Raw genomic sequence first — 25,524 nt, 5'->3', positions numbered from 1 at the left:
CCGTGAGCGATCCCCGCGTCGAGGTGCTCGGCGTCCGGCACCACGGGCCGGGCTCCGCGCGGTCGGTGGCGCGTGCCCTCGACGAGCTGCTGCCCGACGTCGTCGTCATCGAGGGCCCTCCCGAGCTCGACGCCCTCGTCCCGCTCGCCGCCGACCCCGACCTCGTGCCCCCCGTGGCCGGGCTCGTCTACGCCGTCGACGAGCCGCGGAGGGCGGCGTTCTACCCGTTCGCCGTGTTCTCCCCCGAGTGGGTCGCGCTGCGGTGGGCGCTCGAGCACGGGGTCGACGTCCGTTTCGCCGACCTGCCCGCGACGCACCACCTCGCCGGCGGCGACCCGGAGGACGACACACCCCGCCGTCCGGGCCGGCGGGTCGACCCCATCTCGGCCCTGGCGTCGGCCGCGGGCTACGATGACCCCGAGCGTTGGTGGGAGGACGCCGTCGAGCACCGCCGCACGTCCTCGCTCGCCCACTTCGCCCACCTGCGCGAGGCGATGGAGGGCGTCCGGGGTGACCTCGAGGTCGACGACGACGCCCGACGGGAGGCGTTCATGCGCAAGGTGATCCGCGCAGAGATGCGAGGTGGCCGCGAGCGCGTCGCCGTCGTGTGCGGCGCCTACCACGCACCCGCCCTGGACCCGTCCTCCTTCCCGCCGGTCAGCCGCGACAACGCCCTGCTGAGCAAGCTGCCCAAGGTCAAGGTCGCCGCGACGTGGGCGCCCTGGAGCTCCGAGCGGCTGTCGTACGCCAGTGGCTACGGCGCCGGGGTCCGCTCGCCGGGCTGGTACCACCACCTCTTCGTGACCCCCGACGACGAGGTCGTGCCGTCGTGGTTCGTCCGCGTCGCGCGAGCGCTGCGCGGCGAGAACCTCGACGCGTCGACGGCGTCGGTCGTCGAGGCGACCCGTCTCGCGGGTGCGCTGGCCGCCGTGCGGGGCCGGCCCTCGGTCGGTCTCGCCGAGCTCACGGACGCCGCGCGCGCCGTGCTCACCGACGGCTCCGACCTGCCGCTCCGGCTCGTCGACCGCACCCTGGTCATCGGTGAGCTGCTGGGCCGGGTGCCGGAGTCGACCCCGATGGTGCCGCTCGCCGGCGACCTCGCCAAGCAGCAGAAGACCTTGCGGCTCAAGGCGTCCGCCACCTCGACGGTCGTGCAGCTCGACCTGCGCCGGGAGTCCCAGCTCGCCCGGTCCGTGCTGCTGCACCGCCTCGCGGTCCTCGACGTCCCCTGGGGCACCCAGGTCGACGCCGGCCGCACGACGGGCACCTTCAAGGAGGCCTGGCAGCTCGAGTGGACACCCGAGCTGGCCGTGGCCGTCATCGAGGCGAGCCTCCACGGCACCACGGTGCGCAGTGCCGCCGAGTCCCGCATCGCCGAGGAGGCGCGCGAGGCGGCCGACCTCGGCGTGCTCGGCCGCCTCATCGAGGAGTGCCTGCTCGCCGACCTGCCCGAGGGACTGCGCGCCGTCGTCGCCGCCCTGGCCGAGCGCACGGCCCGGCAGCACGACACCGAGGCCCTGCTCCGCACGATCGAGCCGCTCGCCCGCACGTGCCGCTACGGCGACGTGCGCGGGGTCGACGTCGCCGACGTGGCCCACGTGCTCCAGACCGTCGTCGTGCGCACGTCCGTCGGGCTCCGCGCCGCGTGCTCCAGCCTCGACGACGACAGCGCGGCCGCGATGCGCACGGCCGTCGAGGCAGCGCACCGCGGCGTGGCCCTCGTCGACCGCGACGACCTGCGCGACCCGTGGACCGAGGCGCTCGTGGCCGTCGGCCGCGACGAGACCATCCACGGCGCCGTCGCCGGACGCGTCAACCGGCTGCTGCTCGACGGCGGTCACCTCGCCCACGACGAGGCAGCGGCGCGCCTGAGCCGCCGGCTCTCACCCGGCACCCCCGCGCCCGCAGCGGCTGCCTGGCTCGACGGCTTCCTCACCGGAGAGGCGCTGCTCCTCGTCCACGGTGACGACCTCCTCTCGATCATCGACGAGTGGCTCGTCGACGCGTCCGAGGAGGCCTTCGAGGACCTCCTGCCCCTCGTGCGCCGCACCTTCTCGCGCTACCAGCCCGCGGAACGCCGCCTCATCGGGACGCACCTTCGGGATCTCGCGAGCGGCACGCGTACGACCACGTCGTCGACCGACTCGCTCGACCTCGACCGGGCGGCACCGGCGATCGCCGCCGTCGCCCGCCTGCTTGGCATGGAGGTGGCGTCGTGACCGACCGCGACCGGCTCACCCGCGACCGGCTCACCCGCTGGCGGCTCGTCCTCGGGGGCGAGCAGTCCGACGGCATCGGCGAGGGCGCGAGCCTCGACGCCGACGACCTCAAGCGCGACGAGGCCCTGCGCGAGCTCTACGACGGCGAGCGCCGCAGCGGCCTGGGGGCGTCGGCGCCGCGCGTCGCGCGCTGGCTCGGCGACATCCGTGGCTACTTCCCGTCGTCGGTCGTGCAGGTCATGCAGCACGACGCGATGGACCGCCTCGGCCTGACCCAGCTGCTGCTCGAGCCCGAGCTCATGGAGGCCGTGCAGCCCGACATCAACCTCGTCACGACGCTCGTCGGGCTGGGCCGCGTCATCCCCGAGCGGTCACGGGCCACGGCGCGGGCCGTCGTCCGCGTCGTCACCGACGAGCTCGAGGAGCGGCTGCGCTCCGAGACGGTCCAGGCCGTCACCGGCGCCCTCAACCGGGCGTCCCGCACCCGCCGGCCCAAGGCGTCCGACATCGACTGGAACCGCACCATCGCGGCCAACCTCAAGCACTACCAGCCCGAGCACGGCACGGTCGTGCCGGAGCGCCTCGTCGGGCACGCCCGGCGGGCGCACCGCGTCGAGCGGCGGATCATCCTCTGCATCGACCAGTCCGGCTCGATGGCCGAGTCCGTCGTCTACTCCAGCGTCTTCGGCGCGGTGCTCGCCTCGCTGCGGTCGGTCGAGACGCGCCTCGTCGTCTTCGACACCGCCGTCGTCGACCTCACCGACGAGCTCGACGACCCCGTCGACGTGCTCTTCGGCGTGCAGCTCGGGGGTGGCACCGACATCAACCAGGCGCTCGCCTACTGCGAGGGGCTCATCGAGCAGCCGGGCGAGACGATCCTCGTGCTCATCAGCGACCTCTACGAGGGCGGCATCGCCGAGGAGATGGTGCGACGGGCGTCCGCGATCGTCGCGTCGGGCGCGACCATGGTCGCGCTCCTCGCACTCAGCGACTCGGGTCGGCCCAGCTTCGACGCGGGCCATGCCGCGGCCCTCGCGGCCGTCGGGGTCCCGGCGTTCGCGTGCACGCCCGACCGCTTCCCCGACCTCATGGCGACCGCCATCGAGAAGCGCGACATCACCGCCTGGGCCGCCGCCAACGACATCGTCACCACCCACGAGCCCGAGATGCCCGGACCGGTCACCTGAGGGCGGCGACGGCCTCGATCTCGACGAGCTGGTCGGGGTAGCCGAGGACGGTGACCCCGTGCAGGGTGCTCGGCACCTCGTGCTCGCCGAAGGCGTCGTGGACGACCGTCCACGCCGTGACGAGGTCCTCGCGGACCGTCGTGGCCACGAGGACCCGCGTGTAGGCGACGTCCTCGATCCTCGCGCCAGCAGCGTCGAGGGCGGTCAGGAGGTTGGCGACGCACTGCCTGGCCTGCGCCGCGATGTCACCGGGAGCGACAGTCGCACCGGTGTCGTCGAGCGGGCAGGCCCCGGCTGCGAAGACGAGCCGCGCGCCCGCGTCGGTCGCCGCGGCATACGCGTACGGCGCGGTGTCGGTGAGCGCGCCGGTGCGGACGAGGTGGACGGCGCTGTCTGATCGGCTCATGCTCAGGACGGTAGCGGGAGTGTGCGCGGGTCGGGACGGTGGCGCGACGGCATACTCGACCGCATGCTGCTGCACCCCGAGGAGACCGAGTCGGGGCCGTGGCGTCCCGTCGGTGACGACGCTCTCGCCGCGCTGCTGACGCGCCTGCTCCCGGAAGGGCGGGGCGTCCTGCTCGTCGACGGGCGTTCCGGCAGTGGCAAGTCCACCTTCGCCGAGCGCGCGGCCGCGTTGCTCGGTGGGGTGACCGTGCACAGCGACGACCTCGCGTGGCACCACGACGCGATCGCATGGGACGACCTCGCCGTCCCGCACGTCATCGAGCCGTGGCGACGCGGTGAGGACGTCGACTACCGCCCGCCGGGCTGGGTCGCCCGCGACCGCCACGGCTCGGTGAGGGTGCCCGCGGACGTACGCGTGCTCGTCCTCGAGGGGGTCGGCGCGGGACGCGCGTCGCTGGCCACCCACGCGAACGCGGTCGTCTGGGTGCAGTCGGACCGCGTCGAGGCGCGTGAGCGCGGCCTGCGCCGCGACGTCGAGCTCGGTCGGACGCCCGAGGAGGCGGAGCGCTTCTGGGACGAGTGGATGTCGGCCGAGGAACCCTTCCTGGCCGGCGATCGACCGTGGGAGCGAGCCGACCTCGTCGTGAGCTCACGTGAGGCCGACTGGGCACCGGGGCGCACGACCGTGGCGATGAGGCCCGACGAGGACCCGATGACCGACAGCCGGTGACAACCAGGCCACCGAGAAAGGGTCCGAAGTGCGGACTTCTGGCCCTGGCGCGGACCGGGGCCGCGCGGTCACGCTGTGACCATGTCCAGCGAACGTGAAGCTCAGGCGGCGATGACGCGTCGTCGGCCCGCGCGGCTCCAGCCGCGCTGGTTCATCGTGGCCTTCTGGCACGGTCATCGCGCGGTGTTGCGCGTGACCGGCGGCCGGTTCGGTCTGTGGAGACCCAAACCGGGCGGGTGGGGGACGCTGTGGCTCACGACGACCGGCCGACGCAGTGGGAAGCCGCGACGGGTCGTCCTCGGCTACGTCGACGACGGGCACAGCCTGGTGACGATGGCGATGAACGGATGGGGTCCGGCCGAGCCCGCGTGGTGGCTCAACCTGCAGGCGCATCCGGACGCCGTCGTCCGGACCCGCGACGGAGCGCGACCGGTCCGCGCACGCCGCGCGCAGGGCGAGGAGCGCGAGCGGCTGTGGGCCCGCTGGGCCGAGATCGACACAAACCTCGACGCGTTCGCCGCCAGGCGCCCTCACGAGACGGCCGTCGTCGTCCTCGAGCCGCGCGACACCACCGGGCCGGCTGGGTCGTGAGGGCATCGGCCCCCGGGGTCGGAGAGGACGGACGGCTCACCAGGACGTGGGCTTCTGGGGCTGGTAGAGCCACACGTCGAAGAAGTGACCGAGGTCCATCCCCGAGGTCTGCTCGGCCAGTGCGATGAACTGGGACGTCGTGACGTTGCCGTAGCGGTTGTCCCTCACCCACGTGCGCATGATCTGGAAGAAGGCGTCGTCACCGACCTTCTGCCGCAACGCCTGCACCGTCATCGCGCCACGGTTGTAGATCGTCCCGTCGAAGAGGTGGGCCGCGTCTCCGGGGTTGCCGGGCGTCGGTGTCCAGAACGAGGTCTTCGAGGCGGGCGTGTTGTAGAGGGTGTCGAAGTAGGCCTGGGCACTCTTCTGGCCGTTGTGCTCGCTCCAGATCCACTCCGACCACGTCGCGAAACCCTCATGGAGCCAGATGTCCGGCCACCGGCTGAGGGTGACCGAGTCTCCGAGCCACATGTGCGAGAGCTCGTGGGCCACCGTCGCCTCGTCCGGCATCCGGTCGTAGACCGGTTTGGTCTGGGTCTCGAGCGAGTAGCCCACCTCCGGAGCGTTGTCCGCGACCGAGCCGACGGCATTGAACGGATAGGGCCCGTAGATCGACTCGTAGAACTGGACGATCTGCGGGAGCTTCCGGAAGACGTTCCCCGAGGGGAGGGTCGGGTCGATGGCAACGTAGGAAGGGATGCTTCCGACCTGCGAGACCGTGAGGTCGAACCGACCGAGGGTCGCCGTGGCGAGGTAGGGAGCCATCGGGTCGCTCTCACGCCAGACCCAGGTCGTGCGTCCCCCGGTGGACCGGCTCGACACGAGCACGCCGTTCGCCATCACGGTGAGGCCCTCGGGGACGGTGACCCCGAAGTCGAAGGTCGCCTTGTCCTGCGGGTTGTCGTTCACGGGGTACCAGCTCGGCGAGCCTTGCGGCTCTCCGACGACGAAGGCGCCGTCATCCGTCGGGACCCACCCCTCGATCGACCCGTCGGGGTCGGTCACCGCTTGAGGTGTGCCGGCGTAGGTGACCGACACCGTGAACGACCGACCGGCGCGAAGGCCGTCGCTGGGGGTGACCACGAGCTCCTGGTCGCCCACTCGCTCGAAGGCTGCGGCAGCGCCGTTCACCTGCAGTCCGGAGATCGTGAAGCCCCGCAGGTCGAGGTCGAACCGGGAGAGGTTCTGTGTCGCGGTCGCCGTGATGACAGCCGTACCGGTGAGCTGCCTCGAGCTGGGTTCGTAGCCGAGGCTCAGCGAGTAGTTGGAGACGTCGTACCCGCCGTTTCCGGCTTGGGGGAAGTACGGGTCCCCGGCTCCGGGGGCTCCCGGCGAGAAGGCGACCGCCCCCGCCGGGCCGGCGGTGACCAGGACCAGCGCCGACGCGGCGACCAGCGCATGCTTCCTTCGTCCGAACATCCTCGCCACCCCCTGGGTGTCATCGTGGACCATTCGAGGTTAGGACGGCGACCGGGCCTCGATGGCTGCTTTCCGGGAATCCCTGCCGACTCAGTACCCGAGCTCGCGCAGCCGGGCGTCCCCGATCCCGAAGTGATGGCCCACCTCGTGGATGACCGTCCGCCGAACCTGGTCGACCACCTCGGAGTCGCTGGTGCACACGGCACAGATGGCACGCCGGAAGATCGTGATCCGGTCAGGCAGGACGCCGGCGTAGAACGCCGACCGACGCGTCAACGGCACCCCCTGGTACAGCCCCAGAAGACCTGGCGGCCCGCTGTCGTGCTGCACGGTGACGGCCACGTTGCTCATGAGCTCACCCAGCTCTCCGGGTATGCCGTCGAGCGCTTCGCCCACCATCACCTCGAAGCGCTCGGGATCGACCTCGACCATGCAGCCAGTGTGTCGCCGAACGGCCTGGGACCATCACCCGGGCGCGGCCCTGACCTTGGGCGTAGCGTTCGAGGATGCGCAGCTTCCCGGTGACGGACGCGATCCGCTCCTACGCCGTCGCTCACGGCACCTGGCGCCCCGATCCCGTGGTCCGGGGGCTCCAGGCGGAGACGGCCGGGCTCGGGGACGCGGCCGGGATGCAGATCGGCGACGACCAGGGACAGCTGCTCACCCTGCTCGCCCGACTGATCGGCGCGCGCCGGGCCGTCGAGGTGGGGACGTTCACGGGCTACTCGAGCATGTGCATCGCCCGGGGGCTGGCCGAGGGAGGCTCACTGCTGTGTTGCGACGTCAGCGCAGAGTGGACCGAGATCGGCCGACGGGCGTGGGCCTCCGCCGGCCTGGCTGACCGGATCGAGCTGCGTATAGCGCCGGCGCTGGACACGCTGCGGGCACTGCCGACGGCGGCGGACATCGACCTGGTCTTCATCGATGCGGACAAGCCGGCGTATGCCGCCTACTGGGCCGAGCTGGTGCCGCGGGTTCGTCCGGGGGGCCTGTTGCTCGCGGACAACGTCCTGTGGAGCGGCCGGATCGCCGATCCCGAGACCGACGACGCGAACACCGTCGCGCTGCGCGCCTTCAACGACCTGGTGGTCTCCGACGATCGCGTCGAGTCCGTCGTCCTGACCGCCTTCGATGGCCTGACCATCGCCCGGAAGCGGTGACCCCGGGCAGCGGCAGACGCGGAGACGTTGGCCGGACCCGGCGGCTCGAGCCGGCGCGTCAGGACGATGCAGGTCGGACGAAGCAGGACCGGCAGCGGGCCTCGTAGGTGAAGGTGCCGTCGTCGGGCAGCGCCTCGGAGCCGCCGAGGTGGTCGAGGAACGGCTCACCCGAGCGCAGCACCTGCGTGTGCGTGGCGCTGAAGTCGCGGCACTGGTCGCACACCGCGCGCCGGTAGGTCACGGTGTCGGGCCCGAGCTCGAGCAGCGCCCGGACCGGCGCGAAGAGCTCGCCGCGGTGGTCGAGGTCGATGCCGGCGACGACGACGCGGGTGCCGCGACGCAACAGCTGGTCGACGACCGCGACGTCGTCGAGGTCGAACATGTGCACCTCGTCGACGGCCACGACGTCGAGCTGCTCGTCGAGGGCCTCGTGCAGGCTCTCGACCTTCGTCGTCGCGAGCACGCCGCCGCTGCGGGACGTCACGCCGCTGTCGCGGACGTGCCGCTCCGACTGGTAGACGCGGTGCCGCACCCGCGTGAACTGCAGGGGTGACAGCAGCGAGATGAGCGCGAGGCTCTTGCCCGACTTCATCGGCCCGAGCACGACGTCGAGCGACACCTCGGACGCGGTGCGGACGGCCTGCCTGACGTCGTCGATCGTGGTCACGGGCGAGAACGCTATCGGCCTCCGGTGTCAGTCCCCGGCACCCTCGCCTGACCCACGCGCGGTTCACGGCGACCCGACGACTCTGCCTGTCTACTCGCCGGTCACCCGGCAGGCGTGGAAGGCTGCAGGGTGCGACACCACCCCCGTCTGAAGGAGCACCGATGATCTCGCGCATCGCCATCGTGAACCGCGGCGAGGCCGCCATGCGGCTCATCCACGCGGTGCGGGACCTCAACGCCGCGGCAGGCCGCGACGGGCACCGCATCGAGACGATCGCGCTTCACACCGAGGGCGAGCGGCGGGCGATGTTCGTCCGCGAGAGCGACCACGCGTACGACCTCGGGCCGGCCTCGGCGCGCCCCTACCTCGACCACGCCGTCCTCGAGCGCGCCCTGCGCGCGACGAACGCCGACGCGGCGTGGGTCGGCTGGGGCTTCGTCGCCGAGGACCCCGCGTTCGCCGACCTGTGCGAGCGCGTCGGCGTCACCTTCATCGGCCCCAGCCCCGACGCGATGCGCAAGCTCGGCGACAAGATCGGCAGCAAGCTCATCGCCGAGGAGGTCGGCGTGCCGGTCGCTCCGTGGAGCCGCGGCGGCGTCGACACCCTCGAGGACGCGAAGGCCGCGGCCGCGCGCATCGGCTACCCGCTCATGCTCAAGGCGACCGCCGGTGGCGGTGGCCGCGGCATCCGTCGCGTCGACTCCGACGCCGACCTCACCGACGCCTACGAGCGCACCCGCGACGAGGCGCAGCGCGCATTCGGCTCGGGCGTCGTCTTCCTCGAGAAGCTCGTGACCGGCGCCCGCCACATCGAGGTGCAGGTCATCGCCGACGGCCAGGGCTCGGCGTGGGCCGTGGGCGTGCGCGACTGCTCGGTGCAGCGCCGCAACCAGAAGGTCATCGAGGAGTCCTCGTCGCCGGTGCTGCGCCCCGAGCAGGAGGACGAGGTCCGCACGAGCGCCGAGCGCCTCGCCATCGCCGTGGGCTACGCCGGCGCCGGCACGGTCGAGTTCCTCTACCACCCGGGCGAGCGCTTCTTCGCCTTCCTCGAGGTCAACACCCGCCTCCAGGTCGAGCACCCCATCACCGAGGTCGTCACCGACACCGACCTCGTCAAGCTCCAGATCCACGTCGCGAACGGCGGCCGCCTCGACGACCTCCCCGGCGGGCGACCCACCCAGCGCGGCCACGCCGTCGAGGCCCGCCTCAACGCCGAGGATCCCGACCGCGACTTCGCGCCGAGCCCCGGCCACATCAGCCTGCTCCAGTTCCCCGCCGGCCCCGGCATCCGCGTCGACACCGGTGTGGGAGAAGGCGACTCGATCCCCGCCGACTTCGACTCGATGATCGCCAAGATCATCGCCCACGGCCGCGACCGCGACGAGGCCCTCGCCCGCCTGCGCCGCGCCATGGCCGAGACGACCGTCGTCATCGACGGCGGCTCGACGAACAAGAGCTTCATCCTCGACCTGCTCGACCAGCCCGAGATCATCGACGGCTCGGCCGACACCGGCTGGATCGACCGCGTCCGCGCCGAGGGCCGCCTCGTCTCGCACCGCCACTCCGGTGTCGCGCTCGTCGCCGCCGGCATCGAGGCCTACGAGGACGCCGAGGCCATCGAGCGGGCCCGCCTGCTCGCGTCGGCCCGCGGTGGCCGCCCGCAGGTGCAGCACACGGTCGGCCGCGCCATCGACCTCAAGCTGCGCGGCACGGCATACAAGGTCATGGTGCTGCGCACGGCGTCGCACCGCTACCGCGTCTCCATCACCAACGGCGCCGACGAGCACGTCGTCGACGCGACGCTCGACCGCATCGACGAGTATGCCGGCCGCATCGTCGTCGAGGGACGCGCGCACCGCCTCGTCACCGCCACCCACGGACCCGTCCACCTCGTCGAGGTCGACGGGGTCACCCACCGCGTCTCGCGTGACGAGGGCGGCGTCGTGCGGTCGCCCGCGCCCGCGCTGGTCGTCGCGACCCCGGCCGCCGTCGGCGACGAGGTGGCCGCCGGTGCTCCGGTGCTCGTCCTCGAGTCGATGAAGATGGAGACGGTGCTGCCGGCGCCCTTCGCGGCGCGCGTCCGCGAGCTCCTCGTCAGCGTCGGCAGCCAGGTCGAGACCGGCGCGCCGCTCGTGCGCCTCGAGCCCACCGGCGACGAGGCCGAGGTCGCCGAGACAGCGGCCACCGAGACCGTCGACCTCGACCTGCCCGACTCGAGCGCGGGTCACGCGAGCGTGCGCGAGCGCGTCGACCGCGGTATCGAGGACCTCTCGGCGAGCGTCCTCGGCTTCGACGGAGACCCCAGCGGTGACCGCAGGGTGCTCGCCGGCTACCTCACGGCTCGCGACGAGCTCGCCGCCAGCGGCACCATCCCGCTCGCCGAGGAGATCGCGGTCCTCGACCTGCTCACCGACTTCGCCGAACTGAGCCGCAACCGCCCCGCGGCCGAGGAGCGGCACACCGAGCTGCTCGTGCACAGCCCGCGCGAGCACTTCCACTCCTACCTCCAGAGCCTCGACGTCGACCGCGCCGGCCTCTCGGCTGACTTCCGCGACAAGCTCGCCCGCGTGCTGCTCCACTACGGCGTCACCGACTTCGAGCGCACACCCGACCTCGAGGAGGCCGTCTTCCGCGTCTTCCTCGCCCAGCAGCGCTCGGCGCCCGAGGTCCAGCTCGCGACGTCGATCCTCCAGCGCTGGCTCGCCGAGCCGATCCCGGCCGCGCCGCTCGACGTCGCCGCCCGGGAGGCGCTCGACCGCCTCGTCGTCGCGACCCAGCTGCGCTTCCCCGTCATCGGCGACCTCGCCCGCAGCGTCCGCTTCCGCTGGTTCGACCAGCCGCTCGTCGACGAGGAGCGCCAGAGCGTGCTCGCCGGCGTCCGCGACAAGCTCGCGACGCTCGCGGCCGAGCCCGACGCGCCCGACCACACGGCCCGCATCGACGAGCTCGCGGCGATCCCCGAGCAGATCGTGCGCTTCCTCACCGAGCGCCTCCACGAGGAGTCGCCGGAGCGGCTGCCCGAGCACGAGCCGATGCTCGAGGTGCTCATCAAGCGTCACTACCGCGAGCACGAGCTGCACGGCCTGCGCACCTTCTCCGAGGGCGGCCGGCCCTTCGCCGTGGCCGACTACACCCTCGACGACCGACCGACCCACCTGACGTCGACGATCGGCGGGGTCGACGAGCTCGTGCCGGGCAGCGCGCTCGACGCGGCCGTCTCCAACGACGTGTGGTCGCGCGCCACGGGGCTCCAGTCGGTCGTCGACCTCTACCTGCGCTGGCCGCAGGAGCCCGAGTCCCCCGACGCCGCGAGCGAGCAGCTCGCCACGCTGCTCCAGCAGCTGCCCTTCGCCCAGGACGTACGTCGCGTGGCCGTCGCCGTGAGCGCGGGCCGGGGAGGCCCCGTCGGCTACTTCACCTTCCGCCCCGTCGACGGCACGCTCGCCGAGGACCGCCTCGTGCGGGGCGTGCACCCGATGGTCGGGCGGCGCCTCAACCTGTGGCGCCTCACCTCGTTCGACGTGACGCGGCTCGAGGCGCCCGAGGACGTCCTGCTCTACGAGTGCGTCGCCAGGGACAACTCCGACGACCACCGCCTCGTGGCGCTGGCGCAGGTGCGCCAGATCGTCGTCGTGCGCGACGAGTCGGGGCAGGTCTCCGGCCTGCCGCACGTCGAGCGCGCCATCGCCAACTGCCTCGAGGCGATCCGCCGGGTCCGCGCGAGCCGCGGCGCCAAGGGCTCCAGGCTCGACATGAACCACGTGTGGGTCCAGATCTGGCCGACCATCGAGGCCGACCTCGGCCAGCTGACGGCGCTGCAGAGCAGGATCGCGCCCGTCACGGCCGGCGCCGGCATCGAGGAGGTGCTCGTCCAGGCCAACGTCGCGGGCGCGCCCGGCGAGGCCCCGCTCCCCATCGCAGGTCGCTTCTTCTACCAGCCCGGCTCCGGCGTCACCGGCACCCTCGGCGCGCCGCCCACCGAGCCGCTCAAGCCGCTCGACGACTACGCCTCCAAGGTCGTCCGCGCCCGGCGCCGCGGTCTCGTCTACCCCTACGAGCTCCAGTCGATGATCGCCGGCGACGGCGGCACCGTCGTCGAGCACGACCTCGACGACTCGGGCACGCTCGTGCCGGTCGACCGCCCGCAGGGGCTCAACAAGGCCGGCATCATCGTCGCCGTCGTCAGCTCGCCGACGGTCCGCCACCCCGAGGGCGTCACCCGCGTCGTCCTCTCCGGCGACCCCCTCCGCTCGCTCGGCTCGGTCGCCGAGGCCGAGTGCGCCCGCGTCATCGCGGCCATCGACCTCGCCGAGCGCCTCCAGGTGCCGCTCGAGTGGTACTCCCTGTCCGCCGGCGCCCGCATCTCGATGGACTCCGGCACCGAGAACATGGACTGGGTGGCCCGCGCCCTCAAGCGGATCATCGAGTTCACCCAGGCGGGCGGCGAGATCAACATCGTCGTCGCCGGCATCAACGTCGGAGCCCAGCCCTACTGGAACGCCGAGGCGACGATGCTCATGCACACCAAGGGCATCCTCGTCATGACGCCCGACAGCGCCATGGTCCTCACGGGCAAGCAGTCGCTCGACTTCTCCGGTGGCGTCTCGGCCGAGGACAACTTCGGCATCGGCGGCTACGACCGCGTCATGGGCCCGAACGGCCAGGCGCAGTACTGGGCCAAGGACCTCGCGGGCGCCCGCGCCATCCTCATGGCGCACTACGACCACGCGTACGTCAGCCCCGGCGAGTCGGGTCCCCGGCGGGTCAGCACGAGCGACCCCTCGCACCGCGACGTGACGCTCTTCCCGCACGAGCTGGCCGACTCCGGCTTCAAGACGGTCGGCGACATCTTCAGCTCGCTCACCAACCCGGACCGCAAGAAGCCCTTCGACATCCGCACCCTGATGCGGGCGGTCAGCGACCAGGACCACGAGCCGCTCGAGCGCTGGGCCGGCATGGCCGACGCCGAGACGGCTGTGGTGCAGGACGCCCACCTCGGCGGCATCCCGGTCACCCTCATCGGCATCGAGTCCAAGTCGGTGCCGCGCCGCGGCTTCCCGCCCACCGACGGCCCCGACACCTACACGGCCGGCACGCTCTTCCCGCGCTCGAGCAAGAAGGTGGCGCGCGCGGTCAACGCCGCGAGCGGCAACCGACCGGTCGTCGTCCTCGCCAACCTCTCGGGCTTCGACGGCTCACCCGAGTCGATGCGCAGCCTCCAGCTCGAGTACGGCGCCGAGATCGGCCGGGCCATTGTCAACTTCGACGGCCCGATCGTCTTCACCGTGGTCTCCCGCTACCACGGTGGCGCGTTCGTCGTCTTCTCCAAGACGCTCAACCCGCGCATGACGGTGCTCGCCGTCGAGGGGTCGTTCGCGTCGGTGCTCGGTGGCGCCCCCGCCGCGGCCGTCGTCTTCTCCCGCGACGTCGACGCCCGCACGGCGTCCGACCCGCGCGTCACCGAGCTCGAGGGACGTCTCGCCTCGGCCTCCGGCGTCGAGCGCGCGCGTCTGGCCACCGAGGTCGCCGAGCTGCGCACATCGGTGCGCGCCGAGAAGCTCGGCCAGGTCGCCTCCGAGTTCGACGCGGTGCACAGCATCCACCGCGCCGTCTCGGTCGGCTCGGTCGACGCCGTCATCGACGCGCACGAGATGCGTCCGCGCATCATCGCCGCCATCGAGGCGGGCCTGCAGGGCTGACCGGGTGGGTGCGCGCGGGTCCCGCGCGCACCCCCACCGAGTGGGCGTGTGCCGAAACCCCTCGGCACACGCCCACCCCCTCCCCGCCCTCAGGGCCCGACGGTCTGGCCCGGCTCCACGGTCGCGGATCCCCGCGGCACCGGCGTGCCCGTGGTGGTGGCCGGCGTCGTCGTGGGCGTCGTCGCAGGCGTCGTCGGCGTTGTCGTCGGCGTGGTCGCAGGCGTCGTCGGCGCTGTCGTCGGCGCTGTCGTCGGCGCAGGCGTCGTCGGCGTCGTCGTGCCGGTCGGCTCGTCGGTCGGCGTGCCGTCCGGCTGCTTCTCCGCCTTGTCCTTCCCCTTGTCCGCTGCCGTGCCGTTCGGCTTGCCCTTGGCGTTGCCGTTCGCCTTACCCGCCCCGTTGCCGTTGCCGGGGCCGCCCGACGCCCGCGGTTTCAGCACGTCGGCGCAGAACGCGGCGACCTTGTCCGCACCACCCGCGGCCTCGACGAGGTTGGCGAAGGCGACAGACCCGTCGACCTTGCCCTGGGAGCCGTGGGTGGACCGGGCCGTCCAGGCCGTGCACAGGCCGTGCTTGGCGGGCCCGTTCGCGTCAGGGCCTCGAGGAGGTGCCGTCGCGCTGACGACAGCCGGGTGCGGCTGGGCGGGTCCGTCGAGGCCCGCGGGGAGCTGGGCGCCGCTCGGCAGGTGCGTGGAGACGAGCAGCACGGTGCCCACCCCGACGAGGCCGGCCGCCACTCCGCCGAGGGTGGCTCCCAGCTTGGCGCCGAAGGCGGTCGCGAGCATCCGGCGTCGCCGAGCTCCGGGCGACGCCTGCGCGACCCGCGCCCGGAGCTCGGCGAGAGCCGGCCCGATGCCGTCGAGTTCACGCTCACTCGGCTCGGCGGTCAGCGCCCGGATCACCGGGGCGAGCGACGGGTCGCGCATCCGGTCGCGTCCCGGCTCGCCCCGGTGAAGTCCAGCAGGAGACGCGGGAACGTCGTCGCGACGCCCTCGGTTCCTCTCGTGCCACCAGGTCGTGCCCATGTCACTCACGAAGCGTCGCAGCCTCGGCCAGCGTTACACCGGCCGGAGCGACGAGGTCGGCGAGCGCACGCAGTCCGCGGTGTGCGGCGACGCGGACCGCCCCGGGCGTGCGTCCCAGCACGTCCGCCACCTCGCTCACGGGCAGCCCCGCCACGACCCGTAGCAGCACGACCTCGGCCTGCAGGGGAGGGAGCCGGCGCACGAGGGCCACGGCCTCCTGCGTCGTCAGCGCGTCGACGACGTCGTCAGCACAGTCCCGGACCGTCGCCACCCACTCGGCGTGCTGTCGGCCGAACCGGGCCTCCCGCCCTCGTCTGCGGGCAGCATCGACCGCCCTGCGGCGTGCGGTCGTGAAGACCCAGGCACGCCAAGCCGTCTCGTCACCCGTGAAGGTGTCGAGTCCCCTGACGACGGTCAACCACGTCTCCGCGGCGACCTCGTCAGCGGTGTCTCCCCCCAGACTCAGGTAGCGCAGCAACGGTGGGTTGAGGTCGCGCCACAAGCGTGCGAACGCGACCTCGTCACCGTTCCGTGCGCCGGCGAGGACGGTCTCGAACTCCGCGCCGATCACCACACCAGTCTGGACCCAGACGGGTCCGCTGACCCGGTTTCGTCGGGATGTCAGGTTCGAGCCGACTCGTCCCCGTCCCCGGCGGGCGCAACGCGAGGAGCAGGCACGCGGAGCGAGGTGACGCCCCCGAGGTCGAGCCACACCGCGTCTGGGGTGCGGACGACGCGGAGCAGCACGTCGTCGCAGCCGGGGCACCGGCCGACGAGACCGGGGTCGGGCCCGTAGACGCGGAGCGTCGCGACCTCCGTCGACGAGCCGCAGCCGCGGCACCGGACCACCGCCACGGTGACGTCGAGAGCGAAGAGCTCGGACAGCGGACCGGCCATGAGGTTGCCGTCGTATGCCGCCTCCGCGCCTGGGTGCCCCGGGATCGTCATGGGAGGTCCTCCTTCACGGGCCGCTCGGCCCGAATCTCTCTGTCCTGATGCGGTCGGCCGCATGGCCGAGGCCGACGAGCAGGTCGGCGGCACTCTCGACGAAGCCCGTCGGGCCGCACACGTAGCAGGTGGGCGGGTCGTCACCGCCCCAGCCGGCCGCCACGAGGTCGGTCTCCCGCAGGCGCCCGGTCGGCCGCGCGTCACCGTCGGGTGCCCGGCGCGTGTGGACGAGGTGGACGTCGGCGCCGTCCGTGGCGGCGATCGCCGCGAGCTCGTCGCGGTAGATGACGTCGTCGGGGTCGCGGACCGAGTAGACGAGCCGGAACGGCGGTGACCCGACGTCGCGCGCCCGGAGCATCGCCATGACGGGCACGACCCCCGAGCCGCCGGCCACGAGCAGCACCGGCCCGGGTTGCCCTGGGCGCCAGACGAACCAGCCGCCGACGGGGCCGCGCAGGCGCACCGCGTCGCCGACGGCGAGCCCGTCGGCGAGGAAGCCCGACACCTCGCCGTCCGGGACCCGCTGGACCGTCAGCTCGACCCGGTTCGCCCGCTCGGGGGCCGAGACGGAGTAGCTCCGCGTCGCGGTGTAGCCGTCGGGGGCCGTGAGCCGCACGTCGACGTGCTGCCCGGGCAGGTGTCCGGGCCAGCCGTCGACGTCGAGGACGAGCGTCACGGCGCTCCTCGTCTCGGGCCGGCGCTCGACGAGCGCGGCGTCCCGCCACGCGCGCCGGGCGCTCAGTCCCCCTGGTACCGCTGCTCGCGCCATGGGTCGCCGTAGTCGTGGTAGCCGAGCTGCTCCCAGAAGCCGGGCGAGTCCTCGAGCATCAGCTCGATGCCGCGCACCCACTTCGCCGACTTCCAGAAGTAGAGGTGGGGCACGAGCAGCCTTGCCGGGCCGCCGTGCTCGGGGCGGAGGTCGTCGCCGTCGTAGGCGTAGGCGACCCAGGCCTGCCCGTCGAGGAGGTCCTCGAGCGGCAGGTTCGTCGTGTAGCCGCCGTAGCTGTGCACCAGGGCGAAGTCGGCAGCGGTCTCGACGTCGGCGAGGAGCGTGTCGAGCGAGACGCCGCGCCACTCGGTGTCGAGCTTGGACCAGCTCGTGACGCAGTGGATGTCGACGGTGACCGTCTCGGCCGGGAGCGCCATGAGCTCCTGCCACGACCACGTGTGGCGGGTGCCGTCCTCGGTCGCGACCCAGAGCTCCCACTCGTCGTGGTCGACGCCGGGCGTCGGTCCGGCCGACAGCACCGGGAAGTCGCCGGTGAGGTACTGCCCCGGGGGCAACCGCTCGTCGCGGCCACGTGGGCGCCCCTGGAAGCCTCGCGTCACGAAGTCCATGCCCAGTCACTGTACGGGCCCCGGGGCCGCGCCGGACGGCATACGCCATCTGTCCTTCGGGTGGGCCGGGCCTCCCCAACCGGCGCCGCGGGAGGCAGGATGAACCCGTGACGACGACGGTGCCGATGCTGTCGGTGTCCGGCGGCGTGGCCACGATCCGGCTCGCGCGACCCGACGCCGGCAACGCCGTGGACCTGCCCACCGCACTCGCGCTGCGCGACGCGGTCGCCGGGATCGCGAGCGTCTCGGAGCGGGTGCACGTGGTCGTCATCCGTGCTGACGGCCGGCTCTTCTGCGCCGGGGGAGACGTGCGCGCCATGGCCGCGGCCCCCGAGCGCCGGGCGTTCGTCGCCGAGCTGGCCGGGGTCCTGCACGAGGTGCTCTCGGCGCTGCGGGCGCTGCCGACTCCTGTCGTCGCCGTCGTCCAGGGTGCGGCCGCCGGCGCGGGCGTGGGTCTCGTCCTCGCCTCCGACGTGGTGCTCGCCGCCGACCACGCGACGTTCGTGGCGGCCTACCCCTCCGTCGGCCTGTCACCCGACTGCGGGGTGAGCGCTCTCCTGCCCGCCGCGGTGGGCGCGCGGCGGGCCGCTCTCTTCCTGCTCACCGGCACGCCGATCGACGCGGCGACGGCGCTCGACTGGGGGCTCGTCACCGAGGTGTGCCCCGCCGACACGCTCGACGCCCGGGCCGGTGAGGTGGTCGCCGCCATCGCCGCCCTTCCGCGCGAGGCCGTCGGTGAGGCGGCCCGCCTGCTGCGCCGGTCGGGCGAGCGGACGTATGCCGCCCAGCTCGCCGACGAGGCCGCGACCATCGCGCGCCTCTCGGCGGGCGCCGAGGCCGGCGCCCTGCTCGCCGCCTTCGCCGCCCCGCATCCCGACCGCCCGACCCACGGAGACACCCCATGAGCGCCATCACCTCGAGCACCGTCGACGACATCGTCCGCCGCAGCGCGTCGCGTCACCCCGAGCGCGTGGCGCTCGTCTTCGACGACCGCTCGTGGACGTATGCCGCCCTCGACGACGCCGTGAGCCGCGCTGCCGCGCACCTGCTGGGTCTCGGGCTCGCCGCCGGTGACCGCGTCGCGACGGTGGGGGTCAACTCCGACGCCTACCTGCTCGCCTACCTCGGCTGCGCCCGGGCGGGTCTCGTGCACGTCCCGATCAACTACGCCCTCACCGGACCCGAGCTGACCTACCTGCTGCGCGACTCGGGCGCCCGGGTGGCGCTCGTCGACGTGGCGCTGCGGCCCTCCGTCGAGGCCGTGCGCGGCGACACCGACCTCGAGCAGGTGCTGCTGCTCCACGGCGGCGACGACGCGGTGCTGCCGGGCTGGAGCGAGGGCGACGTGCCCGTGCTCGACGTCGGGACGCGTGACACCGACATCGTCCAGCTGCTCTACACGTCCGGCACGACCTCGCAGCCGAAGGGCGCGATGATGACGCACCGCGCGCTCGTCCACGAGTACGTCTCGTGCATCGTCGGTCTCGACCTGCGCGAGGACGACGCCCCGCTCCACTCGATGCCGCTCTACCACTCGGCGCAGATGCACGTCTTCCTCCTGCCCTACCTCGCGGTGGGCGCGACGAACCACCTGCTGCCGCGCCCCGACGTCGCGACGATCCTCGAGCGGGTCGCCTCGCAGGGCATCGGGTCGCTCTTCCTCGCGCCGACCGTCTGGGTGCCGCTGTCGAACCACCCGGCCCTCGACACGGCCGACCTCGGCTCGCTGCGCAAGGCGTACTACGGCGCCTCGATCATGCCGGTCCCGGTGCGCGACCGGCTCCAGGAGCGACTGCCCGCGCTCGGCTTCTGGAACTGCTTCGGCCAGTCCGAGATCGGTCCCCTGGCGACGGTGCTGCGGCCCGAGGAGCACGCCGAGCGACCCGAGGCGTGCGGCCGCACCGTCCTCTTCGTCGAGGCGCGCGTCGTCGACCCGGAGGGCGGCGACGTCCCGGCGGGCGAACCGGGCGAGCTGCTCTACCGCTCACCCCAGCTGTGCACCGGCTACTGGAACAAGCAGGACGCGACGACGGAGGCCTTCCGGGACGGGTGGTTCCACTCCGGCGACCTCGTGACCCGCGACGACGCGGGCTACCTCACCGTCGTCGACCGCATCAAGGACGTCATCAACACCGGCGGCGTCATGGTCGCCTCACGCGAGGTCGAGGACGCGCTCTACACCCACCCGGCCGTCGCCGAGGTGGCCGTCATCGCCACCCCCCACGAGCGCTGGGTCGAGGCCGTCACGGCCGTCGTCGTCCTCCGCGACGGCCGGACGGTGACCGAGACCGAGCTCGTCGACCACGCCCGCGCGACCCTCGCACCGTTCAAGCTGCCCAAGGCGATCCACTTCGTCGACGAGCTGCCCCGCAACCAGAGCGGCAAGCTGCTCAAGCGCGTGCTGCGCGACGACCTGGCGCAGCAGCAGCCCGCCACGCCCTGACCGGGCGGCGCGACGTCAACCGGGCAGGACGGCATACGAGAGGTAGGCCGTGAACGCGGCCCAGAGGCCGAGCCCCGCGAGGTTGGTGCGCGGGTGGAGCGTGAGCGCCGCGAGGAACTCACGCAGGAAGGCGCTCGGCAGGAAGTACCACGCCGTCGGGCCACCCGTGACGTCGGCGTCGATGCCGAGGCGCCGGGTCAGCAGGGCTGCACGCCCGACGTGGTAGTTGCTCGTGACCACGCGGAGGTGGCCGGCGGCCCAGAGCCCCCGCGACCGCAGGATCTCGCGCGACAGCAGCAGGTTCTCCTCGGTCGTCGTCGCCCGGTCCTCCGTCGCGACCGACTGGGGAGGTATGCCGTGGGCCACGAGGTAGGCGGTCATGGCCACGCCCTCCGCCATGGGCTCGTCGTCGCCCTGCCCACCGCTCGGGACGAGCAGCGGGTCGTGACCACGGTCGCGCTCCGCGCGCCAGGCGTCGGCGGCCGCGTCGAGCCGGTGGGCGAGCAGCTGCGGCACCGTGCCACCCACGAGCCCCGACCCGAGCACGACGACCGCCGCGGGATCGGGCCGCACGCTGTGGCGGCGGTACGTCAGGCAGTAGAGCGCGTAGCCGGCGAACGCGAGCGCCGGGTAGCCCGGCAGCAGCAGGACGACCGCGCCGACGACGGCCGGACCCGACGTGCCCGCCGTGCCGGACGTGCCGGACCCGACGAGCCCGATGGCGGCGACGGTCGCGGCAAGCATCGCCAGGCCGAGGACGAGCGCCACGACGTTGGTCGGGCCGCGGCCCTCGGGACGCACCAGTCGCAGACCGTTGCCGACGAAGAGGAGCCCCAGCACGACCGACGCGGCCCACGGCAGGACGAGCACGCCCACCCCCACCGCCGAGAGCGCGGCCCAGATCGCTCCGAGGAGGAGGACCCCGGTGCGCCAGCGGCGGGGATCGGTGCGTGCGGCGTGGATCGCGAGACCCAGGAGCGCCACGACGAGGACGAGGTCGACGAGCGGGCGCATGCGACGAGCATGCCTGCCCGAGTGGCCCGTCGCGAAACCGACTGGTGGACCGAGCGTCCCGGGTGTCGAATCAGGACATGGACGCAGACGAGATCCGCAGCGCGTTCCTCGACCACCTGGCCCGGCACGGCCACGCGGTCATCCCGCGTGCGCGGCTCGTCCCGGACGACGACCCGACCACCCTCTTCACCGGCAGCGGCATGCAGCCGCTGCTCCCCTACCTGCTCGGCGCCGAGCACCCGGGCGGGCGCCGGCTCGTCGACAGCCAGACCTGCCTGCGCGTCCAGGACATCGAGGAGGTCGGCGACAACCGGCACACGACCTTCTTCGAGATGCTCGGCAACTGGAGCCTCGGGGACTACTTCAAGGACGAGCAGCTCCCCCAGTTCTGGGGTTTCCTCACCGACACGGTCGGCCTGGACCCGGCCCGGCTCTACGTGTCGTGCTTCATCGGGGACGCGGCGAACGGCATACCCAAGGACGACGAGTCGGCCGCGGTGTGGACGCGGCTCTTCGCCGAGGCCGGGGTGAGTGCCGACCAGGTCGAGGTCGACACCGAGGAGCACGCCGCAGAGGTCGGCACCGGCGGCGCACGGATCGCCTTCTACGGCAAGAAGAACTGGTGGTGTCGCGAGGGATCGGCCGATGACATGCCGGTCGGTGAGCCCGGTGGACCCGACACCGAGGTCTTCTACCTCTTCCCGCACGTCGAGCACGACCCTGCCTACGGCGCGCACTGCCACCAGAACTGCGACTGTGGCCGGTTCATCGAGCTCGGCAACTCCGTCTTCATGGAGTACCGCCGCACCGAGACCGGCTTCGAGCCGCTGCCGCGCCGCAACGTCGACTACGGCGGCGGGCTCGAGCGCATCGCCGCCGCGGCCATCGACTCGCCCGACGTCTTCCGCATCAGCCTGCTGCGGCCCATCGTCGAGCGGCTCGAGGAGCTGTCGGGGCGCGCCTACGACGACGAGACCCTCGCGATGCGGGTCATCGCCGACCACCTCCGCGGCGCGACGTTCCTCGCCGTCGACGGCGTGCGGCCGAGCAACAAGGCCCAGGGCTACGTCATGCGCCGGCTCGTGCGCCGGGCCGTCCGGTTCGCCGTCGACCTGGGCATCGACGACAACTTCTTCCCGCACGTCGTCCCCACGGTCGCCGAGGTCTACGCCGCCGCCTACCCCGAGGTGGCCGCTGCCGCCGACGACGTCGTCGCGGTGCTCGCACGGGAGGAGCACGCTTTCCGAAGGACGCTGCGCCGCGGGCTCGAGCGGCTGGAGAGCCACCGCGACACCGGCATCACCGGCGCGGACCTCTTCGTGCTCCACGACACCTACGGCTTCCCCGTCGAGCTGTCGACGGAGGTGGCGCTGACGCAGCGCATGTCACTGAGCGAGAGCTGGCGCGAGGAGTTCGACGAGCAGATGGCGCAGCAGCGGGCCCGCTCGCGCGGTGAGCAGGCCGGTCAGGCCCGATGACGGCGAATCGGCACGAATCGTCCGGCGATTCTGCCCAACGAGCGCGCCTCGTCCCGTACCGTGTCCTACTGGAAGGGCCGGGATTGGCTGCCACTCCACCCCTCCCTCACGGCTTGGCAGTCAGGTGGGGCCCGGCCCTTCCCCCATGCCCGCCGGTCGGCGTGGCCCGCTCAACGCGCGCGCGAGCACCCGGCGAGGACACGGGCGATCTGCACCGCCTCTGCCGCCGTGACCCACAGGTGGTAGCGCGACTTCACGGCGACCTGGCGCGCCACGTAGGTGCAGCGGTACACCTTGTTCGGCGGCAGCCACGACGCGGCGTCGGCGTCGCGCTTGGCGCTGTTGGTCGGCCCGTCGACGGCCAGCAGGTTGAGCGGGTCGTTCGCGAGGGTCGTGCGCTGGGTCGGCGTCAGCTGCTGCGCTCCGGTGACCCAGGCGTCGCCGAGCGCCACGACGTGGTCGATCTGCACCCGTGACGAGGTGGACCGCCCGCGGGTGAAGACGATGGTGCGGCCCGTGTAGGGGTCGGCGAGCGTGCCTGAGAGCACGACGCATCCGTGCGTGCCCGGCTTGAGTCGCTCGGCGGTGAGGTCGCGCCGGAGGACGTCGTTGCGCGTGTCGCAGCCGTTGTGGCCGCCGCTGACGTCGACGTCGTCGGTCCACGCCGGCCCGAAGGCCTCACGGTCGTAGCCGGTCCGGGGTGCCCGACCCTTGATCGGGAGGGCCGCGACCGCCGTGACGGCGTCACGCACCTGCGCGGGAGTCAGCGACGGGACGGGCGACGACCCGGGGACGGACGACGGCCCGGGGACCCGCGTCGAGTCGTAGGTGACACCGGCCCCGGGCGACGGGAGCGGGAGTCCGCAGCCCGCGAGCACGGCAACCGCCGCGACCACCGCGGCGAGAGGGGGCAGAAGCCTGGGGAGGTAGCGAGCAGACACGATCGGAAACCCTGCCACACAATGGAATTCGCGCACACCAGACGCGCCGTCGACTCGACCCCGGTGTCCGGGAGTTCGCCACGGCTGGCTAGAGTCTCCGCTCGTGCGATCGGTGGCCCGCGGTGCTCGGTAGGACCCATGCCCTGTCGGGCGCGGTCGCAGTCCTCGCCCTGACGCCACTGCTCCGCGACCACGGCGTCACGGTCGATTCGTGGGCGGTCCCCGTCGCGGCCGTCACGGCGGCGGGCGCCGCCGTGCTGCCGGACTTCGACCACGCCGACGCGACGCCGGCCCGCTCCCTCGGTCCTCTCACGGCCGGACTCGCCTGGTGCGTGGGCCTGGTCAGCGGAGGACACCGCAACGGGACGCACTCGTTCGTCGGCCTCGCCGCGTTCACCGGCCTGGCCGCCCACCTGACGAACGTCGGCGGACTGCCCCTCGGACTGTTCCTGTCGTTCCTCTTCGCCCTCGCGGCGGCGGCCCTGCGCGTCACCATGGTCCGCGCGACAGTGGGCCACACCCTGCTCTGCCTGCTCATGGGCGCGATGCTGACCCGAGGCGCCGTGCTCGACTCCTTCCCCGCCGGGGTTGTGCCCTGGGCCGTGGCGATCGGGGTCACCGTGCACCTGCTCGGTGACATGGCCACGGTGCAGGGCTGCCCGCTGTTCTGGCCGGTGCACGGCCACCGCTACAACTACCTGGCTCTCAGCACGGACCACGCCGTCGAGCGCCACGTCGTCGGGCCCGCGCTCACCCTCGCCGCTGCCTGGCTCGTCGTGACGATGGCCGGCGGGGTCGACGTCCTCGGTCCGGCCCTGCGGACCACGTGGCACACGGTCCAGCTGGTCGTCCCGGGCTGAGGTCCACGTCCAGGGGTGTGGCCGAGGGCGTCGGCCACACCCCCACGCGTCACTGGCAGCAGGCGTTGTAGCCGCGGTCCATCCAGAACTGGGTGGGCACCGGGTTCACGAGCGTCGTGTCGCTGCTGAACGTCGCGGCGGTCTGCCGGCCGGGGCGCATCTCGACATGGGTGTGCGTGGCGGGCGCCCCACGGGCCGCCTCGTCGCCGATCTTCTGGCCCTTCGAGATCGACTGTCCTACGGCGAAACCCAGCGGGTTGAGGTGGAGGTAGACGACGGTCTTGGCGTAGGTCGCGTTGTAGACCGCGAGCGTGGACAGCGCGTCCGTCGAGTCGCTCCCCTCCGTCACGCGGGTCACCGTGCCGCCGAGGACGGCGAAGACGTCGGCACCGGACGCGTAGGCGACGTCGATGCCCTCGTGCCGTCCGGGCGTGTTGAGGTAGCCGTCGAACCACGCCGTCACGCGGGCACCGGCCGCGTGGTAGACGCCGTACTCGAACGTGTCATCGGCGGCGTCACCGACGATGTGGCCGGCGTTCTCGTTCTTCAGCTCGGCACGCAGGTCCGCCTTGGTGCCGGGCTCGACGGAGTCGATGGCCCCGGAGTAGCCACTCCGGTAGAAGACGGTCGCGACGGCGCTCTCGCGGTTCCAGACCGACGCGGCGTTGTTCTTGACGCACTGTCCCTGGCCGTTGCCGGCCGAGACGAAGGTGACCGACCTCGTGGTCGTCACGGGTGACCTCGCCGCCGGACCGCAGCCGACGCAGGTCCTCGACCGGCTCCTCGAGCTCGGTGACCGCGTCGTGCTCGTGCGCGGCAACGCCGACCGGGACCTCGTCACGGCCGCCCGCGGAGGGCAGCTGCCGGAGGGCACCCCGGCCGTCGACCTGTGGGCGGCCGGCCGGCTCACCGACGCCCACGTCGATCTGCTCGACGGGCTCCGGCACCCGGTCACGGTGGCTCTGGAGGGCGTCGGTGACGTGCTGTTCTGTCACGGCACCCCTCGCGACGACGACGAGGTCGTGCTCGTCGACACCCGCCCGGCGCAGTGGGCGAGGGTCCTCGCCGAGGTCCCCGACACGGTGCGCGTCGTCTGCTGCGGGCACACCCACATGCCGTTCGCCCGTCTCGTCGACCGGCGCTGGGTGGTCAACAGCGGCAGCATCGGCATGCCCTACGGCAGCAGCGGGGCCCCGTGGACGCTGCTCGACGCGTACGGCGTCCACCTGCGCACGACCGCCATCGACCCCGACCGGGTGGCCCGGTCGGTCGTCGAGCAGAGCGAATTCCCCGACGTCGCCCAGTGGGTCGAGGACTACGTGCTGTCAGCGCCGTCGGACCTCGACGCGCTGCGCGCCTTCGCCCACCGGGACGGCCGCGTCGAGACCTGGGACCGCCCCTGA

Annotated in this window: 23 protein-coding genes; 11 read left to right on the top strand and 12 right to left on the bottom strand. The window is 72.9% G+C overall.

Translation table 11 applies throughout. The annotated features are described in order from the left end of the window. The first annotated feature begins 2 nt into the window (after positions 1-2). Together ASD90_RS09790 and ASD90_RS09785 are read left to right on the top strand one after the other, a co-directional pair. The gene (locus ASD90_RS09790; RefSeq protein ID WP_056755248.1) at positions 3-2,219 is read left to right on the top strand and encodes a DUF5682 family protein; all 2,217 of its coding nucleotides are present in this window, start codon (positions 3-5) and stop codon (positions 2,217-2,219) included. Further along, a complete protein-coding gene (locus ASD90_RS09785) occupies positions 2,216-3,406 on the top strand; it encodes a VWA domain-containing protein (RefSeq protein WP_056755246.1) in 1,191 nt (396 codons plus the stop codon). The genes ASD90_RS09790 and ASD90_RS09785 overlap by 4 nt, the downstream gene beginning before the upstream one ends. On the opposite strand, the gene ASD90_RS09780 is transcribed toward ASD90_RS09785, so the two are convergent. Next, the gene (locus tag ASD90_RS09780) at positions 3,399-3,812 is read right to left on the bottom strand and encodes a RidA family protein (protein WP_056755243.1); all 414 of its coding nucleotides are present in this window, start codon (positions 3,810-3,812) and stop codon (positions 3,399-3,401) included. The genes ASD90_RS09785 and ASD90_RS09780 overlap by 8 nt on opposite strands. Before the next feature lie 63 nt (positions 3,813-3,875). Here ASD90_RS09780 and ASD90_RS09775 point away from each other — a divergent pair, with 63 nt between their 5' ends. Together ASD90_RS09775 and ASD90_RS09770 are read left to right on the top strand one after the other, a co-directional pair. Beyond that, complete coding sequence (locus tag ASD90_RS09775) at positions 3,876-4,541, top strand: uridine kinase (protein ID WP_200958592.1); 666 nt, start codon at positions 3,876-3,878, stop codon at positions 4,539-4,541. A gap of 81 nt (positions 4,542-4,622) precedes the next feature. After that, the gene (locus ASD90_RS09770) at positions 4,623-5,132 is read left to right on the top strand and encodes a nitroreductase/quinone reductase family protein (protein ID WP_235506524.1); all 510 of its coding nucleotides are present in this window, start codon (positions 4,623-4,625) and stop codon (positions 5,130-5,132) included. A 36-nt stretch (positions 5,133-5,168) separates the two neighbouring features. On the opposite strand, the gene ASD90_RS09765 is transcribed toward ASD90_RS09770, so the two are convergent. Both ASD90_RS09765 and ASD90_RS09760 read right to left on the bottom strand, forming a co-directional pair. Further along, a complete protein-coding gene (locus tag ASD90_RS09765; protein ID WP_056756321.1) occupies positions 5,169-6,551 on the bottom strand; it encodes a M1 family metallopeptidase in 1,383 nt (460 codons plus the stop codon). A gap of 90 nt (positions 6,552-6,641) precedes the next feature. Beyond that, complete coding sequence (locus ASD90_RS09760) at positions 6,642-6,983, bottom strand: metallopeptidase family protein (protein WP_056755235.1); 342 nt, start codon at positions 6,981-6,983, stop codon at positions 6,642-6,644. A gap of 74 nt (positions 6,984-7,057) precedes the next feature. Between ASD90_RS09760 and ASD90_RS09755 the strand changes: the two genes are divergently transcribed. After that, positions 7,058-7,711 (top strand): O-methyltransferase, encoded by a 654-nt coding sequence (locus ASD90_RS09755; protein WP_056755232.1) that lies wholly within the window; start codon positions 7,058-7,060, stop codon positions 7,709-7,711. 58 nt (positions 7,712-7,769) lie between these two features. On the opposite strand, the gene ASD90_RS09750 is transcribed toward ASD90_RS09755, so the two are convergent. Beyond that, entirely contained in the window at positions 7,770-8,378 is a 609-nt protein-coding gene (locus tag ASD90_RS09750; protein WP_082588614.1) for a thymidine kinase, read from the bottom strand. 161 nt (positions 8,379-8,539) lie between these two features. Between ASD90_RS09750 and ASD90_RS09745 the strand changes: the two genes are divergently transcribed. Further along, positions 8,540-14,077 carry a carboxyl transferase domain-containing protein gene (locus tag ASD90_RS09745; protein ID WP_056755229.1) on the top strand — a complete coding sequence of 1,846 codons (5,538 nt, stop codon included), beginning with the start codon at positions 8,540-8,542 and terminating at the stop codon, positions 14,075-14,077. A gap of 89 nt (positions 14,078-14,166) precedes the next feature. Here the strand turns inward: ASD90_RS09745 and ASD90_RS09740 are convergent, their stop codons facing one another. The 5 genes from ASD90_RS09740 to ASD90_RS09720 form a co-directional block, all read right to left on the bottom strand. Then, positions 14,167-15,000, bottom strand: coding sequence for a hypothetical protein (locus tag ASD90_RS09740; protein ID WP_056755227.1), 834 nt, complete (start codon positions 14,998-15,000; stop codon positions 14,167-14,169). Positions 15,001-15,100: 100 nt separating this feature from the next. Next, positions 15,101-15,670 carry an RNA polymerase sigma factor gene (locus ASD90_RS09735; protein ID WP_162260193.1) on the bottom strand — a complete coding sequence of 190 codons (570 nt, stop codon included), beginning with the start codon at positions 15,668-15,670 and terminating at the stop codon, positions 15,101-15,103. A 50-nt stretch (positions 15,671-15,720) separates the two neighbouring features. Next, complete coding sequence (locus tag ASD90_RS09730; protein WP_056755220.1) at positions 15,721-16,047, bottom strand: DUF6510 family protein; 327 nt, start codon at positions 16,045-16,047, stop codon at positions 15,721-15,723. A gap of 13 nt (positions 16,048-16,060) precedes the next feature. Next, on the bottom strand, positions 16,061-16,723 hold the full coding sequence (locus ASD90_RS09725; RefSeq protein ID WP_235506523.1) for a ferredoxin reductase: 663 nt from the start codon (positions 16,721-16,723) through the stop codon (positions 16,061-16,063). A gap of 62 nt (positions 16,724-16,785) precedes the next feature. Further along, positions 16,786-17,385 carry a sulfite oxidase-like oxidoreductase gene (locus tag ASD90_RS09720; RefSeq protein WP_056755214.1) on the bottom strand — a complete coding sequence of 200 codons (600 nt, stop codon included), beginning with the start codon at positions 17,383-17,385 and terminating at the stop codon, positions 16,786-16,788. Between the two features lie 107 nt (positions 17,386-17,492). Here ASD90_RS09720 and ASD90_RS09715 point away from each other — a divergent pair, with 107 nt between their 5' ends. Beyond that, positions 17,493-18,290, top strand: a complete 798-nt coding sequence (locus tag ASD90_RS09715) for an enoyl-CoA hydratase/isomerase family protein (protein WP_200958591.1) — start codon at positions 17,493-17,495, stop codon at positions 18,288-18,290. Further along, positions 18,287-19,828, top strand: coding sequence for an acyl-CoA synthetase (locus ASD90_RS09710; protein WP_056755211.1), 1,542 nt, complete (start codon positions 18,287-18,289; stop codon positions 19,826-19,828). The genes ASD90_RS09715 and ASD90_RS09710 overlap by 4 nt, the downstream gene beginning before the upstream one ends. 15 nt (positions 19,829-19,843) lie before the next feature. Here the strand turns inward: ASD90_RS09710 and ASD90_RS09705 are convergent, their stop codons facing one another. Next, entirely contained in the window at positions 19,844-20,842 is a 999-nt protein-coding gene (locus ASD90_RS09705) for a YdcF family protein (RefSeq protein WP_056755208.1), read from the bottom strand. Between the two features lie 77 nt (positions 20,843-20,919). Here ASD90_RS09705 and ASD90_RS09700 point away from each other — a divergent pair, with 77 nt between their 5' ends. Further along, positions 20,920-22,320 carry an alanine--tRNA ligase-related protein gene (locus tag ASD90_RS09700; RefSeq protein ID WP_056755205.1) on the top strand — a complete coding sequence of 467 codons (1,401 nt, stop codon included), beginning with the start codon at positions 20,920-20,922 and terminating at the stop codon, positions 22,318-22,320. Between the two features lie 170 nt (positions 22,321-22,490). Here ASD90_RS09700 and ASD90_RS09695 read toward each other — a convergent pair whose 3' ends face one another. Next, complete coding sequence (locus ASD90_RS09695) at positions 22,491-23,261, bottom strand: HNH endonuclease family protein (RefSeq protein ID WP_235506521.1); 771 nt, start codon at positions 23,259-23,261, stop codon at positions 22,491-22,493. Positions 23,262-23,383: 122 nt separating this feature from the next. Here ASD90_RS09695 and ASD90_RS09690 point away from each other — a divergent pair, with 122 nt between their 5' ends. Next, complete coding sequence (locus tag ASD90_RS09690) at positions 23,384-24,121, top strand: metal-dependent hydrolase (RefSeq protein ID WP_056755202.1); 738 nt, start codon at positions 23,384-23,386, stop codon at positions 24,119-24,121. A 49-nt stretch (positions 24,122-24,170) separates the two neighbouring features. On the opposite strand, the gene ASD90_RS09685 is transcribed toward ASD90_RS09690, so the two are convergent. Further along, positions 24,171-24,854 (bottom strand): peptidoglycan DD-metalloendopeptidase family protein, encoded by a 684-nt coding sequence (locus ASD90_RS09685; RefSeq protein WP_056755199.1) that lies wholly within the window; start codon positions 24,852-24,854, stop codon positions 24,171-24,173. On the opposite strand from ASD90_RS09685, the gene ASD90_RS23475 reads away from it, so the two are divergent. Then, positions 24,832-25,524 (top strand): metallophosphoesterase, encoded by a 693-nt coding sequence (locus ASD90_RS23475; protein WP_200958590.1) that lies wholly within the window; start codon positions 24,832-24,834, stop codon positions 25,522-25,524. The two genes, ASD90_RS09685 and ASD90_RS23475, sit on opposite strands and share 23 nt — an antisense overlap.

The organism is Terrabacter sp. Root181 (genome assembly GCF_001428505.1).
Classification (GTDB): domain Bacteria; phylum Actinomycetota; class Actinomycetes; order Actinomycetales; family Dermatophilaceae; genus Terrabacter.
Note: the sequence above shows the minus strand (reverse complement) of the source record. Positions and strands in the feature narration are given on the sequence as shown.

Coding starts and splice junctions, on each gene's coding strand:
- ASD90_RS09720 (WP_056755214.1), bottom strand. CDS start 17,385: ATGGACTTCGTGACGCGAGGCTTCCAGGGGCGCCCACGTGGCCGCGAC.
- ASD90_RS09765 (WP_056756321.1), bottom strand. CDS start 6,551: ATGTTCGGACGAAGGAAGCATGCGCTGGTCGCCGCGTCGGCGCTGGTC.
- ASD90_RS09745 (WP_056755229.1), top strand. CDS start 8,540: ATGATCTCGCGCATCGCCATCGTGAACCGCGGCGAGGCCGCCATGCGG.
- ASD90_RS09760 (WP_056755235.1), bottom strand. CDS start 6,983: ATGGTCGAGGTCGATCCCGAGCGCTTCGAGGTGATGGTGGGCGAAGCG.
- ASD90_RS09705 (WP_056755208.1), bottom strand. CDS start 20,842: ATGCGCCCGCTCGTCGACCTCGTCCTCGTCGTGGCGCTCCTGGGTCTC.
- ASD90_RS09780 (WP_056755243.1), bottom strand. CDS start 3,812: ATGAGCCGATCAGACAGCGCCGTCCACCTCGTCCGCACCGGCGCGCTC.
- ASD90_RS09710 (WP_056755211.1), top strand. CDS start 18,287: ATGAGCGCCATCACCTCGAGCACCGTCGACGACATCGTCCGCCGCAGC.
- ASD90_RS09700 (WP_056755205.1), top strand. CDS start 20,920: ATGGACGCAGACGAGATCCGCAGCGCGTTCCTCGACCACCTGGCCCGG.
- ASD90_RS09730 (WP_056755220.1), bottom strand. CDS start 16,047: ATGACGATCCCGGGGCACCCAGGCGCGGAGGCGGCATACGACGGCAAC.
- ASD90_RS09740 (WP_056755227.1), bottom strand. CDS start 15,000: ATGCGCGACCCGTCGCTCGCCCCGGTGATCCGGGCGCTGACCGCCGAG.
- ASD90_RS09755 (WP_056755232.1), top strand. CDS start 7,058: ATGCGCAGCTTCCCGGTGACGGACGCGATCCGCTCCTACGCCGTCGCT.
- ASD90_RS09770 (WP_235506524.1), top strand. CDS start 4,623: ATGTCCAGCGAACGTGAAGCTCAGGCGGCGATGACGCGTCGTCGGCCC.
- ASD90_RS09775 (WP_200958592.1), top strand. CDS start 3,876: ATGCTGCTGCACCCCGAGGAGACCGAGTCGGGGCCGTGGCGTCCCGTC.